Consider the following 15,347-nt stretch of genomic DNA (forward strand, 5'->3'; position numbering starts at 1 on the left):
TGTCAGCAACCAGACCCTACCGGAACATCGCCGGTGACCACCTCAGCCAGAACCTACACCAAGCTCAGGGACAGCATCTTTCTTCGTCGTAGTTTGTACTACCGCACCGTTGGCTTTCCTAGTGAAGGCTATTCTACCTGACGAGCCCGCTTTGTGGGAGGTAGTGGTTGTTACGCCTCCGCCTTTCCGCTGTGTTGTAGTGTGCTTTGTACCACCCGCTGTGAAGCTCTTGCTACGATAAGCCACGCGCAATCTCCGAACTATTGGCGCGGACAGATAACCATTTGATCCAGTCGAAACTTAGGCAATGTCAAACATGCAGGGTCTGGCAACACATCGTATCCGACGGCGCGCTGTGGCGCACCCTACGCTGGTTGGGCTGTCACTCCCCATACGGCACCCAGACCGTCTTGATCTCGGTCGCCTGGGCCAGGAAGGTCCGGCCTTCGGAGGTGGGGGAGAGCCAGTCGCGCGCCCTCCCGTGGTTGACCCAGGTGCGTTTCAGGTTGGCGGCGGCCTCGCGCTCGATGAGGGCGGAGAGGGGGTGGGAGGAGAAGCTCCACACGGCATCCACGTCCATGTGGCCGGCGAGGGATTTGGCGAGGTCGGGGGCGGGGCCGGTGACGATGTTGACGACTCCGCCGGGGACGTCGGAGGTGTCGAGGACCTGGTAGAAATCGGTGGCGGCGAGGGGGTGTTGGCCGGGGACGAGGACCACCGTGTTGCCCATGGCGATGGCGGGGGCCATGACGGAGACGAGGCCGAGGAGGGGGCATTCGTCCGGGAGGAGCGCGCCGATCACGCCGACGGGTTCGTTCATCGCAAGCGCGATGCCGCGGATGGGGACGGATTTGGCGGCGCCATCGTATTTGTCGGCCCAGGCGGCATAGGTGAAGAGGCGCTGGATGGAGGCCTCCACCTCGGCTGCGCCGGGCTTGCCGGTGAGGTCCTGGAGTCGCTGGGCGAACTCGGCGGCGCGGGCCGAGAGGTTCTCGGCGATGAAATAGAGGACCTGGGCGCGGTTGTAGGCCGTTGTTTTCGCCCAGGATTTGGCGGCGTGGGCGGCCTCGACCGCGTTGCGGATGTCCTTGCGGTTGCCGAGGCCGACATGGCCGAGGAGTTTGCCCTTGGGGCTGTAGACGGGTTGCGAGTAGCCGGAGTCGGGGCGGGCCTGCTTGCCGCCGATGTACATCTTGGCGGTGCGGTCTAGGGTGTCGACCAGCGGGTCCGTGGGGGCCGCTAGGGCGGTGACGGGCTTCAGGGCCGCGGGTCTGCCGGCGGGCTTGAGGTAGGCCATCAGCCCCTCCCACCCGCCTTCGCGGCCGAAGCCGGATTCGCGGACGCCCCCGAAGCCCGCGGCGGCGTCGAACAGGTTGGTGGCGTTGATCCAGACCACCCCGGCCTTGAGTTTGGGGGCCACGTCGAGGGCGAGGTTGATGTTCTCGGTCCAGACCGTCGCGGCAAGGCCGTAGCGGGTGTTGTTGGCCAATGCGACGGCTTCCTCGGGCGTGCGGAAGGTCATCGAGACCAGCACGGGACCGAAGATTTCCTCCTGCATCAGGGGCGAGGCGGTGCCGAGGCCGGTGATGAGGGTGGGGGGGTAGAAGCATCCCTGCGCGGGCAGCGGGCAGGGGGCCTGATAGTGCTCTCCCTCCGGGTTGTCGCGGACGAGGCGGGTTATGGTGTCGAGTTGGATCGGATCGACGATCGCGCCGATGTCGATGCATTTGTCGAGGGGGTCGCCGATGCGCAGGCCGTCCATGCGGCGCTTCAGCTTGTCGTGGAAACGGGGGGCCACGCCTTCCTGGACGAGAAGGCGGGAGCCGGCGCAGCAGACCTGGCCCTGGTTGAACCAGATCGCGTCCACCAGGCCCTCGACGGCGGAGTCGAGGTCGGCGTCGTCGAAGACGATGTAGGGGGATTTGCCGCCGAGTTCGAGGGTGAGCGTCTTGCCGGTGCCGGCGGTGGCCTCGCGGATGCGTTTGCCGACCGAGGTGGAGCCAGTGAAGGCGATCTTGTCCACTGGGGCGTCCACCAGGGCCGCGCCGGTGCTGCCGTCGCCGGTGACGATGTTGAGGACTCCCTTCGGCAGGCCCGCCTCACGGCTGATGTCGGCGAAGAGGAGGGCGGTGAGGGGGGTGTATTCGGCGGGTTTGAGGACGACGGTGTTCCCGGCGGCCAGCGCCGGGGCGACCTTCCAGGCAAGCATCAGGAGCGGGAAGTTCCAGGGGATGATCGCGCCGCAGACGCCCAGGGGGGCGAGGTCGGGGTGTTCGGAGGGGAGGAGTTGGGCCAACCCTGCGTGGTAGGAGAAGTGGCGGGCGACGAGGGGGATGTCGATGTCGCGGGACTCGCGGATCGGCTTGCCGTTGTCGAGGGTCTCGAGCACCGCGAAAAGGCGGGAATGTTTCTGGACCAGGCGGGCGAGGGCGTAGAGGTATTCGGCCCGGCGGAAGGCGGGCAGGCGCGCCCATTTCAGCTGGGCGCGGCGGGCGGCTTCCACCGCGCGGGCCACGTCCTCGGCGGTGCCCTGGGTGACTTGCGCGAGGGGCTGGCCTGTGGCCGGATTACGGGTCGTGAAGATCTGCCCCGGCGCGGTGAAGCGGCCGTCGATGTAGTGGCCGAAGGTGGCACCGTGTCTGGCGATCCAGGCGAGGGCCTCGGAAGCACTTTCGGGGGCGGGGCCGTAGGCCATGCTGTCGAAGATTTCCTTGATGGTCATGGGGTTCGGTCCTGCTGGAGAGTGCGGAAGCCGGGCAGCTTGCCCTTCCTGCGGGGGTATCGCGCGGGTCGGGCGTCGATGCCTCCGGCGGGAGTATTTTGGAAAAGAGCAGGCAGCAGGGGCATGGGGGTCAGCCCATTGCGTGGCGGTAGGCAGCCGAGTAGTGGCCGGTGAGGTGGTGTTCGAGCTGGCGTTCGATATCGCCGAGAAGGCTGGAGGCGCCGAAGCGGAAGAGGTCGGGTTGCAGCCAGGGGTGGCCCAACTCGTCCTTCATCAGCGTCAGATAGACCAGCGCGTCCTTGGCCTTGGCGATGCCGCCTGCGGGTTTGTAGCCGACCTTGTAGCCGGTGCGATCCTGATAGTCGCGGATGGCGCGGATCATGGTGAGAGAGACGGGGAGGGTCGCGTTCACCGCCTCTTTCCCCGTGGAGGTCTTGATGAAATCGGCGCCGCCCATCATGCAGACGAGGCTGGCGCGGGCGACGTTGCGCAGCGTGCCAAGCTCGCCCGTGGCGAGGATCGCCTTCACATGGGCGTCGCCGCAGGCTTCGCGCATGTCGCGCATCTCGTCATAAAGCGCCTGCCAGTTCTGCGTCAGCACATGGCGGCGGGAGATGACGATGTCGATCTCCTTCGCCCCGGCGCGGACGCTTTCCCCGATCTCGGCGATGCGGAGTTTGTAGGGCGACAGGCCCGCCGGGAAGCCGGTGGAGACGGCGGCGACGGGGATGGACGTGCCCTCCAGCGCACGGACGGCGGGTTCCACCATCTCGTGGTAGACGCAGACGGCACCCACGGTCAGGCCCTGCATCCCAAGCCTGTCCAGCATCCAGGGCGCGACGGGCTGGCGGGCCTTGGCGCAGAGGCGCTGGACGCGGCCCGGGGTGTCGTCGCCGGAGAGCGTCGTGAGGTCGATGAGGGAGATCGCCTTCAAGAGCCAGGCGGCCTGGTAGTCCTTCTTCACGCTGCGGCGGCCGGGCAGGGTGGCCGCGCGGCGTTCGATGGCGGAGGTGTTGGCCTGGACGCTGGCGACCCAGTCGAGGTCAAGCGCCATGCCGGGGTTCCGGGCATGGGTGACCTGGGGCAGGAGGCCCGTCTGGGCCGGGGACAGCGTGTTCATGGGGTTTCCCCGAAATGACCGGATGCAGCGCGACGATGCCACGCGGGGGGCGCTGGTGGCAAGGGCCGGGGTGGCATATTTCTGACCGGACGGTCAAAAATCAGAGGCTGAGATCAGGGGTCTGGTCGTTCCTCGCCCAGAGTGGCCCAGGGGCTGCCGGTGCCGGAGTCGGGCAGGTTCGGGTCGGCCTCGCCGCGCAGGATCAGGGTCTTGGCCAGGAACAGGGCCGAGATCGGGGCGGTGAGGAGGAGAAAGAGGGTGATGAGCCATTCCTGGATGCTGACGGTTCCGGTCAGGGGCAGGCCGCCCAGAGACGAGGCCAGAAGCGCCGCGCCGACGCCGATCGTGGTGGCCTTGGTCGGCGCATGCAGGCGCTGCATCGGGCGGGGCAGGCGCAGAAGGCCGTAAGAGCCGACAATGGCGAAGATGCCGCCTCCGACCAGGATCGCAGACAGGAAAAGGTCGAGGACCTGGGTCATTCGATGATGCTCCCCCGCAGGAGGAACTTGCAGTAGGCGACGGTGCCGACAAAGCCGGTCAGCGCGAAGATCACCGCGACTTCGAGGTAAAGCCCGGTGCCCGCCCAGATCCCGTAGGCGACGACAAGGGCGATGGCGTTCACGGTCATGGTGTCCAGCGTGAGGATGCGGTCGGTCACGGTGGGGGCGGTGAACAGCCGGACCAGGTTCAGGACCAGCGCAAGCGCAATGCTGGACAGGAAGAAGATGAGCGCATAGGGCAGGATCATTCGAAAATCCTTTTCAGGCGTGCCTCGTAGCGGGCCTTGATCTCGTCACGGACGGCGTCGGGGTCGGGGGCGTGCAGCGCATGGACCAGAAGCGCACGGCCGCAGGCGGACATGTCCGAGGTGAGCGTGCCGGGGGTCATGGTGATGGTGCCTGCCAGCAGGCTGATCGCCTCGGGCGAGCGAAGGTCAAGCGGGATGGTGATCCAGTTCGACTGAATCCTGTCGCGGGGCATGAAAAGGACGATGCGGGCGACCTGGAAGTTGGCGACGATCACGTCCCAGAGGACGAGGGCCGAATAGGCCGCAAGTCCCAGCGGATGCTTCACGCGGGCGCGGTCGGGCCACCAGGCCGAGGTGAGCAGCGGGATCGCGGTGCCAAGGAAGGCGGCCATCACCAGGCTACCGAGCTTCCACTGGTTCACCAGAAGGAACCACAGGACGATCAGCGTCAGCGTCAGATAGGGGTGGGGGAAAAGGCGTCTCATGGCGTGCCCCCCAGCCGGGCGGCGGCGATGTAGGAGTCGGGGTTGTGCGCGGCCCTGGCGGATGTGGTCAGGGCGTCGTTCACGGGACCCGCAAAGACGGTCAGCGCGGCGAGACTGGCCAGAAGCGCCAGCGTGGCGGCGATGGCAAGCGGCTCGGGGCCCGGGTCTGCGGGCGGGGTGGCCTCGGGCGGGGCGGGTTTCCAGAAGAGCTGCGAGCCGGCGCGGGCGAAGCCGAGGATCATCAGGAAGGACGAGACGAGGATCACGGTCCAGACCAGCGGGGCCTGGGCGCGGAAGGCGTCGAGGATCAGGAGTTTGCCGATGAAGCCGGACAAGGGCGGCATGCCCGCGCTGGCGATGGCGGCGGCCATGTATAGCGCGGCGATGAGGCCGGTCCGGGTCATCGGCGCGGGGTCGGCCAGCCGGACATGGGCGCGGCGGCGGGCGACAAGGTCGGCGACCAGGAACAGGGCGGCGGTCGCCAGGGTGGAGTGCAGGATGTAGTAGAGGGCGGCCGCCGTGGTCTGCGGCGTGAAGGCCGAGACCGCAAGGAAGGCCGTGCCCATCGAGGCGATGCCGGCAAAGGCCGCAAGCCGGGGCAGGGTGGTCGCACCAAGGACGCCGACGGCTCCGACCGCGAGGGTCACGAGGGCTGCGGGCTGGATCAGGTCCTGCAACAGAGGCCCGGTCGCGGCGAGATCGGTCGGGAAGACCAGGGTGCCGAAGCGGAGCGTGGCATAGGCGCCGACCTTGGTCATCACGGCGAAGAGGGCGGCAACCACTCCGGGCGCATTGGCATAGGTGCCGGGCAGCCAGAATTGCAGGGGCACCAGCGCGCCCTTGATCGCGAAGACAAGGATCAGCATCACGGCGGTGGTGCGCAGAAGCGCCTGATCGCCCTCGGGCAGCGTCGGCAGCTTCAGGGCCAGGTCGGCCATGTTGAGCGTGCCCGTGACGCCGTAGAGAAGCGCCAGCGCAAAGAGGAACAGCGAGGAGCCGATGAGGTTGAAGGCGACGTACTGGATGCCCGCGCGGGTGCGGGCAGAGCCTCCGCCATGGATCATCAGCCCGTAGGAGGCGATGAGCAGGACCTCGAAGAAGACGAAGAGGTTGAAGGCGTCGCCGGTCAGGAAGGCCCCGGCGATGCCCATCAGGAGAAACATCATCAGCGCGTGGAAATGCGCGCCCTTCCGGTCCCAGCCCGAGCCGATGGCGTAAAGCGCCGAGACGAGGGCGAGGGCCGAGAGGAGGGTGACCATGATGGCCGACAGCTCGTCCAGCATCAGGACGATGCCGAAGGGGGCGGGCCAGTCACCAAGGAAATAGGCCTCGGGGCCGTGGGTGGCCGCGTAGGCAAGCAGCGCCAGCGCGATGCCGTTCAGCGCGACGATGGTGGCAAGGCCGGTGATCCTTTGCAGGGCAAGCTGCCCGCGCAGGGCGATGACCATGAACGCTCCGACAAGGGCGGGCAGGACGACGGGGGCGATGATCCAGTGGTTCATTGGCCGGCCTCGCCGTCGTCGCGCGCGTCGAGGTCGATCCGGTCGTGCCCGGCAGAAAGATAGCCGCCGATGGCCATGATCATGACCACCGCGGTCATCCCGAACGAAATCACGATGGCCGTCAGCACCAGCGCCTGCGGCAGAGGGTCGGCGTAGGGAGAGGGCTCGCCGATGATCGGGGCCGCGTTCAGCGTCAGCCGGCCCGAGCTGAAGAGGAACAGGTTCACGGCATAACTGAGGAAGGTGAGGCCCAGGATCACCGGAAACGTGCGCTGGCGCAGGGCAAGATAGATCCCGACGGCGGCGAGGACCCCGATCGTGGTGGCAAGCAGGGCTTCCATCAGTTGGTCCCTTCCGTGTCATAGGCCCGGGTGTTGGCGCGTTCTCCGGTGCGCAGGGCAAGGCGCGACAGCGATGCCAGCGTCAGCAGGATCGCGCCCAGGACGCAGAGGAAGACGCCCAGGTCGTAGATCGCGGCAGTGGCAAGCTCGAACTCCTCCAGCGGCCAGAGATGGACGTATTCGAAGCCCGAGGTCAGGAAGGGCAGGCCGAAGAACCAGGCCCCGACCCCCGACAGCGTGGCGATCAGGGCGCCCCAGCCGATCAGCACATGGTGGTCATAGCGCTGGCGGGCGTGGGACCAGTGGTAGCCCGAGGCCATGTATTGCATCAGGTAGGCGATGGCGAAGACCAGGCCCGCGACAAAGCCGCCGCCCGGCATGTTGTGGCCGCGCAGATAGATGAAGACGCCGACCATCATCGCCATCGGCAGAAGGAGTCGGGTCGAGACGACCAGCATCATCGGGTGACGGTCGCCGGATTCACGCTCACGCGGGCGGGAGGCGAGCAGGCGGGTCACGGTGGGATTGCGCAGCAGCGTCTCGGACAGGGCGTAGATCACCAGGGCGGCGATGCCGAGGACGATGATCTCGCCATAGGTATCATAGCCGCGGAAGTCCACGATGATCGTGTTGACGGCGTTCGTCCCGCCCGCGCCCGGTTTCGACTGCGCCAGGTGGAAATGCGAGATCGGCTCGAAGGCAGGGGCCCGCGTCATCATCAGATAGGCGAGCGTGCCGATGCCAAGCCCGGCGATCCCGGCGATCCCCGCGTCGCGCAGGCGGCGGGGAAGCGGGCTTTCCGCGGGCGTCTCCTTCGGCAGGAAGTGCAGTGCGAGCAGCATCAGGAGGATGGTCACCACCTCGACCGATACCTGGGTCAGGGCAAGGTCGGGGGCAGAGAACAGCATGAACAGGGGCGCGATCAGAAGGCCCGCGACCCCGGTCAGGATCAGCGCGGTGATGCGCGAGTGGTGCAGGAAGGGCGTGGCCAGCGCGGCGATCACCATGACGGCCCAGCAGACGGTGGCGATGGGGTCAAGCGGCAGAAGGGCGCGGGTTCCGGCAAGATGCGTGCCCCCCGAGAAGGCCCAGAGCGCGGCCCCGGCGATGGCGAGGACGGCCAGCATCAGCGCGCGGCCGAAGCTGCCGTTGTGCAGCCCCTCGGTCACGCTGCGGGCAAGGGCGGCCAGCGGCTCGACAATGCCGTCGAAAATGCGCTTGGCCTCGGGGCGCGGGGCCCAGTCCCAGAGCGTGCGGAGGCGGGGGTAGAGGCCCAGCATGAAAAGCCCGCCGCCGACGGCCGCAAGCGACATCCAGAGCGCGGGGGCCTCGAGCCCGTGCCAGTGGGTGATCTTTACCGCGACGGGTTCGCCGGTCACCGCGCCCGCTGCGGCATCGACCAGCCAGGCGGCGCTGGCCATCGGGACAAGGCCGATGAGAACGACGAGGGCGGCGAGCAGCGCAGGTGCGGCCCAGAGGCCGAAGCCGGGATCGTGAGGCTTGTGCGGGTAATCGTCGCGCACCGGGCCGAGGAAGCCGTGGGCGAGGAAACGGAAGCTGTAGGCGACCGAGAAGGCCGCCCCGATGGTGGCCAGAAGGCCCATCGCCCAGGGGGTGATCCAGGCGGTGTGGGCGGCTTCCTCCAGCATCAGTTCCTTGGAAAGGAACCCGTTCAGGGGCGGAATGCCGGCCATCGAGAGGCTGGCAAGGACGACGATCCCGAAGGTGATCGGCATCAGTCTGCGCAGGCCGCCAAGGCGGCGCAGGTCGCGGATGTGGGCCTCGTGATCCACGATCCCGGCGGACATGAAGAGGGCGGCCTTGAAGGTGGCGTGGTTGATGATGTGGAAGACCGCGACCGTGGCCGCGGCCCTGGTGCCGAAGCCCAGCAGCATGGTGATGAGGCCGAGGTGGCTGACGGTGGAGAAGGCCAGCAGCGCCTTCAGGTCGTCCTTGAAGAAGGCGATCTTGGCGGCCATGACCATGGTCACAAGGCCCGCGGTCGAGACGATCCAGAACCATTCCGGCGTGCCGGAAAGGACCGGCCACATCCGCGCCATCAGGAACAGGCCCGCCTTCACCATCGTCGCCGAATGGAGATAGGCCGAGACGGGCGTGGGCGCGGCCATCGCGTGCGGCAGCCAGAAGTGGAACGGGAACTGGGCCGATTTGGTGAAGGCGCCGAGCAGGATCAGGATCAGCGCGGGGAGGTAAAGGGGCGAGGCCTGGATCAGGTCCTTGTTTGCCAGGATCACCGTCAGGTCGTAGCTGCCGACGATGTTGCCCAGGATCAGCATCCCGGCGATCATCGCAAGGCCGCCTCCGCCCGTCACGGCAAGCGCCATCCGCGCGCCCTGGCGGCCTTCGGGCAGGTGCTTCCAGTAGCCGATGAGCAGGAAGGAGCTGAGCGAGGTCAGCTCCCAGAAGATCAGCAGAAGCAGGATGTTGTCGGACAGCACGATCCCGACCATCGCGCCCTGGAAAAGGAGGAGATAGGTGTAGAACTGCCCCATCGGGTCCGACTTCGCGAGATAGAAGCGGGCGTAGAGGATGATGAGAAGGCCGATGCCGAGGATCAGCCCGGCGAAGAGAAGGCCAAGCCCGTCCAGGAAGAAGGTCGCGTTCAGGCCAAGGGCGGGCAGCCAGTCGATGCGGGTCTGGACCACCTCGCCGCGCAGGACGGCGGGGGCGTGGGACAGAAGGAGCAGGAAGGCGACAGCCGTCACCGCACCTGTCGTCGTCGCGGCGGCATTGCGTCCGGCGCGGATCATCAATCCGGGCAGAAGCGCACCAAGAAAGGGAAGCGCCACAATCAGGGCTAGGGACATTAGGGCAACTTCCTCGTCGTGGCGGCAGGCGTTCGGGTCGCGTCGCGGCGGGTTTCGGCCAATTTCGGTCACTGCGTCAAGGGTTTCAAGACCCGGTCGTCCGATTTCCTGCAACGGGGACCGTCCTCGGGGCCATCGAGGCCCCTCGGCCGGGCTGCCGCGGATGACAGGGCAAGGGCGGCGCGAGCCGGGGCGGACGGACGCTCCGCGGGGAGTATTTCTGAAAAGGGCAAGTCATGCAGGGGGGACCGGCGCGCCGGGGGCTTGCCGCAGCCAGGGCGGGAAACGGGCGGCGGCAATCCCTCCTCTGACTGCCGCCGCGCGGAGGGTCAGGCCGGTTCGGTCACGCCCTCGGGGAGTTTTGCGCCGGTCATGAAGGCCACGGCGTCCGACATCGAATAGTCCTGCGGCCGGATGACGCAGAGCCTGCGACCCAGCCGGTGGATGTGGATGCGGTCGGCGACCTCGAACACATGCGGCATGTTGTGGCTGATGAGGATGATCGGGATGCCGCGCGCGCGGACGTCGCGGATCAGCTCCAGCACCCGGCGGCTTTCCTTGACGCCAAGGGCTGCGGTGGGTTCGTCGAGGATCACGACCTTGGACCCGAAGGCTGCCGCGCGGGCCACCGCCACCCCCTGCCGCTGGCCGCCCGAGAGGGTTTCCACCGGCTGGGTGATGTCCTGGATGGTCATCAGGCCCAGCTCGTTCAGCTTTTCGCGGGCGAACTTCTGCATCCGGGCGTGGTCCAGCTTGCGCAAGACCGAGCCCATGATGCCCGGCGCGCGCCATTCGCGCCCCAGGAACATGTTGTCGGCGATGGACAGGGCGGGGGACATGGCGAGGTTCTGGTAGACCGTCTCGATCCCCAGCGCCCGCGCATCGTCGGGGCTGCGGAAGTGGACGGGCTTGCCGTCCAGCAGGATCTCGCCGTGGTCGGGGATGACGGCCCCCGACAGCGCCTTGATGAGCGTGGATTTTCCCGCGCCGTTGTCGCCGATGACGGCGATGATCTCGCCCGGCATCAGCTCGAAGTCGCAGCCGTTCATGGCCACCACGGTGCCATAGCGCTTCATCAGGCCCTTTGCCTGAAGGATCGGGGTCACGGTCATTGCGAAGCCCTCCGCAGCCATTGGTCAAGCGACACGGCGATGATGACAAGGCACCCGGCCGCGAATTTCTGCCAGTAGTCGTCGACGCCTGCCAGCGACAGGCCGGTGATGAAGACACCCACGATCATGGCCCCCAGGACCGAGCCGATGATCGACCCACGCCCGCCGAACAGCGAGGTCCCGCCGATCACCACGGCGGTGATCGAGGCGAGGTTCACGTCCGAAAACGCAATGGGCGACACCGAGCCGACGCGGCCTATGGCAATCCAGGCGGCAAAGCCGCAGATCAGGCCGGCGACGGTGTAGACCGACACAAGCGTGCGGTTCACGTTGATCCCGGACAGCAGGGCGGCGTCCGGGTCGTCGCCGATGGCGTGGACATGCCGGCCCCAGGCGGTGTGGTTCAGCACATACCACAGAAGCGCGGCCAGCAGGATCAGCGTGATCCCGCCGTAACTGATGCTGGCGCCGCTGATGTTGAAACCCTGACCGAAGATCAGAAGTCCGGGCGCATTCGCCTCGATGTCGACGTTGCGCACCGATTCCGACCTGGAATACCAGAGCTTCAGCGCCTCGAAGATCGACAGCGTGCCGAGGGTCACGATAAAGGGCGGCAAGCGCATCAAGGTGACCAGAAGGCCGTTCACCGCCCCCATCACTCCGCCAAGAGCGATGCCGATGGCAATGGCGACGACCACCGGCACGCCGGAGAAGACCGCGAGGTTCGCCATGACCAGCGACGACACCACCAGGATCGCGCCGACCGACAGGTCGATGCCCGCCGTCAGGATGATGAGCGTCTGCGCCAGGGCGATGAACCCGGTGACGGTGACCTGCTTCAGCACGGTCGACAGGGCGCCCATGCCCAGGAACCGCGGCTGGATCAGCCCGAAGATCAGGATCGACAGGATCAGCACCAGGGCCGGGATCATGGTCGGGTTGCGGCGCAGGAAATTGCGCAGCTTGTGGACCAGGGTCTTGTCGTCCTTCTCGAAGGTCGCGACGGCGCTATCGGCCTTGTTCAGCGCGGCTTCGTAATCTGAGATGGTCTTGGTTGGAGCGTCTTCGCTTGCCATGTGCGGTCTTCCCCCCCGGATGACAGGGATGCCTGCGTCAGGCATCGCCCAAGAAGAAGGGCGACTGTAAAGCCGCCCTTCCGCTAATCAAGCACTCGTCAAGAACAGATCAGCCCCAGCAGAGCTCGGCGCCCTTGGTCGAGTCGATCGACGGCACGCCCTCGACCGGCTTGTCGGTCACCAGGTTCACGCCGGTGTTGTAGAACGACAGGCCTTCGGTCACGGTCGGCTTGGTGCCGTCCTTGGCATAGGCCGCGATCGCCTCGATGCCCAGCGCGGCCATCTTCAGCGGATACTGCTGCGAGGTGGCCCCGATGACCCCCGCCTTGACCGAAGCCACGCCCGGGCAGCCGCCGTCGACCGAGACGATGATCGCCTGGCCTTCCTTGCCGGCGTTCTTCAGCGCCTGGTAGGCGCCTTCAGCGGCCGGTTCGTTGATCGTGTAGACCACGTTGATGTCGGGGTCCTTGGCGAGCAGGGTTTCCATTGCGCGCAGGCCGCCTTCGGGGTTCGCGTCCGAGGATTCGTGGCCGACGACCCGCGGGTCGGTTTCCGAGCCCATGACCTTCAGGTCCGGCACTTCGATGCCGAAGCCGACGAGGAAGCCCGTGTCGCGGGCGACGTCGACCGAGATGTTGTCCTTGTTGATGTCCAGCATCGCGATCTTGGCGGTTGCGGCCTTGTCACCCAGGGTCGCAGCGGCCCATTTGCCGATCAGAAGCCCGGCTTCGAAGTTGTCGGTCGCGAAGGTGATGTCCTGGGCTTCGGCATCCGCAAGCGGGGTATCGAGAGCGATGACCAGGATGCCCTTGGCGCGGGCGTCCTTGAGCGCCGGGCCGACCGAGTCGTTCGAGGGCGTGATCAGGATACCCTTGGCGCCGGCTGCGACGCAGTTCTCGATCGCGGTGATCTGCGGGGCGGCGTCGCCGTCCTTTTCCCCGGCATAGGCCTGGAAGTCGAGCCCGGCTTCCTTGGCGGCGGCTTCGGCGCCTTCCTTCATCTTCACGAAGAACGGGTTGGTGTTGTTCTTCGTGATGAGGCACGCCAGATCGGCGGCCGAGGCCATGCCCGACATCAGCGCCAGCGCACCCGCGCCCAGCAGGGCTTTGGTCATGAGTTTCATTGGTCTTCCTCCCAAGGTGGGGGCGTTGGTGCCCCCGGTTCAGAAATTCCCGCGCAAGGCCCGACGGCGATGCGACAGGGCAGAGAAAAGCCGATTCCCCGGCCCCCGTCAAGATAATTAAATCACTATGATTTATTATTGACATGCGGGATATCCCCCGCCAGTCTGCGGCAGGGAGTCCGCTCTGTCGCAGCGGCGGGACCAGGCTCTGGCGCAGCTTTCGGGAAGGGAGGCCTTCATGCTGATCGGTATACCGCCCCTTCTGGGGCCGGAGTTTCTGGCCGTGCTGCGGGCGATGGGCCATGGTGATGAAATCGCCATCGTCGACGGAAACTATCCGGCGGCGGATCATGCCCGGCGGCTGGTGCGGGCCGACGGGCACGGCGTGCTGGCCGTGGTCGAGGCGGTGCTGACGGTGATGCCGCTGGACCGCGCGGTGCCTGCGGCGCTGTTCCGCGCCAGTCTGAACAACGACCCCAGGCAGGCGGCCGACATCCACCGCAGGATCGACGCGCTGTTTGCCCGCATGGCTCCTGGCATGACCGTGGTGCCCCTGTCCGGCGAGGCGCTTTATCCGCGCATCCGGGCGGCGCATGTCATCGTTGCGACCAGCGACCCGGCGCTGTTCGCCAACGTGATCCTGCGCAAGGGCGTGATCGGGGCCTGAGGGGGGCGGTTTCGGATGCAGGACGTCTCGCCCGACCGCAGCCTCCCCGAGCCCGCAGCCGTCCGCGGCACCAACCAGTCGGGAATGCGCGATCACAATGAACGGCTGGTGCTGTCGCTGGTCCGCAAGCACGGCGCGCTGGCCAAGTCCGACATCGCGCGGATGACGGGGCTGTCGGCGCAGACCGTCAGCGTCATCATGCGAGGGCTCGAGGAAGAGGGGCTGCTGGAACGCGGGGAGCCGGTGCGGGGGCGGGTGGGCCAGCCCTCGATCCCGATGTCGCTGGCGGCGGAGGGGGCGTTCTTCCTTGGGCTGAAGGTCGGGCGGCGCTCGGCCGATCTGGTGCTGACCGATTTCCGCGGTCGGATGCGGGCGGCGCGGCGGCGGGTCTATCGCTATCCCACGCCGGACGCGGTGGTCGGTTTCGTGCGCGAGGCGGTCCCGGCGCTGACCGGGGAACTGCCGCCCGCGCTGCGGGGGCGGGTGATGGGCATGGGCGTGGCGATGCCGTTCCAGCTGTGGAACTGGGTCTCGGTGCTGGGCGTCCCGCAGGAGGAGATGGACGCCTGGCGGACCCGCGATCTGGGCGCCGAACTGGGGGCGGTGGTGGGCCTGCCGGTCTATGTCCAGAACGACGCGACCTCGGCCTGCGGGGCGGAGCTGATCTTCGGGACGGGAGAGCGGCCGAAGGATTTCCTGTATTTCTACTTCGGGACCTTCATCGGCGGCGGGCTGGTGATGAACGGCCAGCTTTACTTGGGCCGGACGGGGAACGCGGCGGCCGTGGGGTCGATCCAGGTGCCGGCGCCGGGGGGCGGCACGCGGCGGCTGATCGACCTGGCCTCGATGTCGGTCCTGGCCGAGGCGATGGAGGCGGCGGGGGAGCCGTCCGATCATCTGTGGAGCCAGCACGACCGCTGGGAGGTGTCCGAGGGGGTGCTGGAGCCCTGGCTGGATCAGGCGGCAGGGGCGCTGGCCCATGCCACCCTGGCGGCGGCGGCCTTGCTGGAGATCGAGGCGGTGCTGATCGACGGCTGGATGCCGGTCGCGGTCCGGGCCGAGCTGGTGCGGCGGACGGGGGCGGCACTCTTGCGGCTGGACCTGGCGGGGATCGAGCCTCCGGTGATCCGGGAGGGGACGGTGGGGGCCGACGCGAGGGCGTTGGGGGCGGCGGCGATACCCCTGTCTCAGCGATACCTGATCGATCAGAACGCGGCGGTTCGCGAGGGGTAGCGCCGCGCGCGGCGCGGTTTGCGGGGCGTTTGATATCAAGGGGTTGGCTGTGGGCGTTTACCTGCGCTTAACCTCTTGCCGGGTGCCCCCTCACCCCGGCCCTCTCCCCGGAGGGGGGAGGGGACGCCTCTGGCTGGCGGCGGTTCTGGGGGCCGCAAGGGTTGCGCTTCTGGCGGGCGGCCGGGGGTTTCACACCCCCGCGCAGCCTTGGTTGCTTGAACCAATGGCGCAACCAAGGCTGCACCCGTGGGATATTTGGGAAGGGAAAGGGGGCAGTTTGTCCGAGCGTAGCTTCTACTCGCAAACGACGTGATGCTGTCCCGTCGAGTGGTGTAGCTGGCGCTGATCGTCACCGTGATGTTCGGCGCGGGCCTGCTTGATCAGGATGCC

The 15,347-nt window shown here is 67.3% G+C and carries 13 protein-coding genes; 2 read left to right on the forward strand and 11 right to left on the reverse strand.

The window, feature by feature from the left end; translation table 11 throughout:
* Positions 1–382: 382 nt before the first annotated feature.
* The 11 genes from D5084_RS09575 to D5084_RS09625 all read right to left on the reverse strand — a co-directional run bounded on the left by D5084_RS09575 (position 383) and on the right by D5084_RS09625 (position 13,057).
* Positions 383–2,722, reverse strand: a complete 2,340-nt coding sequence (locus D5084_RS09575; protein WP_128515270.1) for an aldehyde dehydrogenase family protein — start codon at positions 2,720–2,722, stop codon at positions 383–385.
* A 130-nt stretch (positions 2,723–2,852) separates the two neighbouring features.
* Positions 2,853–3,842 (reverse strand): deoxyribose-phosphate aldolase, encoded by a 990-nt coding sequence (gene deoC, locus D5084_RS09580; RefSeq protein ID WP_128515271.1) that lies wholly within the window; start codon positions 3,840–3,842, stop codon positions 2,853–2,855.
* A gap of 113 nt (positions 3,843–3,955) precedes the next feature.
* Entirely contained in the window at positions 3,956–4,321 is a 366-nt protein-coding gene (locus D5084_RS09585; protein ID WP_128515272.1) for a cation:proton antiporter, read from the reverse strand.
* Positions 4,318–4,590 (reverse strand): K+/H+ antiporter subunit F, encoded by a 273-nt coding sequence (locus D5084_RS09590; protein WP_128515273.1) that lies wholly within the window; start codon positions 4,588–4,590, stop codon positions 4,318–4,320. The genes D5084_RS09585 and D5084_RS09590 overlap by 4 nt, the downstream gene beginning before the upstream one ends.
* A complete protein-coding gene (locus D5084_RS09595) occupies positions 4,587–5,075 on the reverse strand; it encodes a Na+/H+ antiporter subunit E (protein WP_128515274.1) in 489 nt (162 codons plus the stop codon). The genes D5084_RS09590 and D5084_RS09595 overlap by 4 nt, the downstream gene beginning before the upstream one ends.
* The gene (locus tag D5084_RS09600; RefSeq protein WP_128515275.1) at positions 5,072–6,577 is read right to left on the reverse strand and encodes a monovalent cation/H+ antiporter subunit D; all 1,506 of its coding nucleotides are present in this window, start codon (positions 6,575–6,577) and stop codon (positions 5,072–5,074) included. Before D5084_RS09600 ends, D5084_RS09595 begins: the two co-directional genes overlap by 4 nt.
* Complete coding sequence (locus tag D5084_RS09605) at positions 6,574–6,918, reverse strand: Na+/H+ antiporter subunit C (RefSeq protein ID WP_128515276.1); 345 nt, start codon at positions 6,916–6,918, stop codon at positions 6,574–6,576. The genes D5084_RS09600 and D5084_RS09605 overlap by 4 nt, the downstream gene beginning before the upstream one ends.
* On the reverse strand, positions 6,918–9,746 hold the full coding sequence (locus tag D5084_RS09610) for a monovalent cation/H+ antiporter subunit A (protein ID WP_128515277.1): 2,829 nt from the start codon (positions 9,744–9,746) through the stop codon (positions 6,918–6,920). The genes D5084_RS09605 and D5084_RS09610 overlap by 1 nt, the downstream gene beginning before the upstream one ends.
* Positions 9,747–10,075: 329 nt before the next feature.
* Complete coding sequence (locus D5084_RS09615) at positions 10,076–10,858, reverse strand: ATP-binding cassette domain-containing protein (protein ID WP_128515278.1); 783 nt, start codon at positions 10,856–10,858, stop codon at positions 10,076–10,078.
* On the reverse strand, positions 10,855–11,934 hold the full coding sequence (locus D5084_RS09620; protein ID WP_128515279.1) for an ABC transporter permease: 1,080 nt from the start codon (positions 11,932–11,934) through the stop codon (positions 10,855–10,857). Before D5084_RS09620 ends, D5084_RS09615 begins: the two co-directional genes overlap by 4 nt.
* 109 nt (positions 11,935–12,043) lie before the next feature.
* On the reverse strand, positions 12,044–13,057 hold the full coding sequence (locus D5084_RS09625; RefSeq protein ID WP_435532672.1) for a substrate-binding domain-containing protein: 1,014 nt from the start codon (positions 13,055–13,057) through the stop codon (positions 12,044–12,046).
* A 238-nt stretch (positions 13,058–13,295) separates the two neighbouring features.
* Between D5084_RS09625 and D5084_RS09630 the strand changes: the two genes are divergently transcribed.
* Both D5084_RS09630 and D5084_RS09635 read left to right on the forward strand, forming a co-directional pair.
* The gene (locus D5084_RS09630) at positions 13,296–13,724 is read left to right on the forward strand and encodes an RbsD/FucU family protein (protein ID WP_128515281.1); all 429 of its coding nucleotides are present in this window, start codon (positions 13,296–13,298) and stop codon (positions 13,722–13,724) included.
* A gap of 15 nt (positions 13,725–13,739) precedes the next feature.
* Positions 13,740–14,957 carry an ROK family protein gene (locus tag D5084_RS09635; protein WP_128515282.1) on the forward strand — a complete coding sequence of 406 codons (1,218 nt, stop codon included), beginning with the start codon at positions 13,740–13,742 and terminating at the stop codon, positions 14,955–14,957.
* Positions 14,958–15,347: the final 390 nt, after the last annotated feature.

The sequence above is a fragment of the Tabrizicola thermarum genome, from assembly GCF_003574395.1.
Taxonomy (GTDB): Bacteria; Pseudomonadota; Alphaproteobacteria; order Rhodobacterales; family Rhodobacteraceae; genus Tabrizicola; species Tabrizicola thermarum.

Coding starts and splice junctions, on each gene's coding strand:
- D5084_RS09600 (WP_128515275.1), bottom strand. CDS start 6,577: ATGAACCACTGGATCATCGCCCCCGTCGTCCTGCCCGCCCTTGTCGGA.
- D5084_RS09630 (WP_128515281.1), top strand. CDS start 13,296: ATGCTGATCGGTATACCGCCCCTTCTGGGGCCGGAGTTTCTGGCCGTG.
- D5084_RS09620 (WP_128515279.1), bottom strand. CDS start 11,934: ATGGCAAGCGAAGACGCTCCAACCAAGACCATCTCAGATTACGAAGCC.
- D5084_RS09590 (WP_128515273.1), bottom strand. CDS start 4,590: ATGATCCTGCCCTATGCGCTCATCTTCTTCCTGTCCAGCATTGCGCTT.
- D5084_RS09610 (WP_128515277.1), bottom strand. CDS start 9,746: ATGTCCCTAGCCCTGATTGTGGCGCTTCCCTTTCTTGGTGCGCTTCTG.
- D5084_RS09595 (WP_128515274.1), bottom strand. CDS start 5,075: ATGAGACGCCTTTTCCCCCACCCCTATCTGACGCTGACGCTGATCGTC.
- D5084_RS09635 (WP_128515282.1), top strand. CDS start 13,740: ATGCAGGACGTCTCGCCCGACCGCAGCCTCCCCGAGCCCGCAGCCGTC.
- D5084_RS09585 (WP_128515272.1), bottom strand. CDS start 4,321: ATGACCCAGGTCCTCGACCTTTTCCTGTCTGCGATCCTGGTCGGAGGC.
- D5084_RS09615 (WP_128515278.1), bottom strand. CDS start 10,858: ATGACCGTGACCCCGATCCTTCAGGCAAAGGGCCTGATGAAGCGCTAT.
- D5084_RS09625 (WP_435532672.1), bottom strand. CDS start 13,057: ATGAAACTCATGACCAAAGCCCTGCTGGGCGCGGGTGCGCTGGCGCTG.
- D5084_RS09575 (WP_128515270.1), bottom strand. CDS start 2,722: ATGACCATCAAGGAAATCTTCGACAGCATGGCCTACGGCCCCGCCCCC.
- deoC (WP_128515271.1), bottom strand. CDS start 3,842: ATGAACACGCTGTCCCCGGCCCAGACGGGCCTCCTGCCCCAGGTCACC.
- D5084_RS09605 (WP_128515276.1), bottom strand. CDS start 6,918: ATGGAAGCCCTGCTTGCCACCACGATCGGGGTCCTCGCCGCCGTCGGG.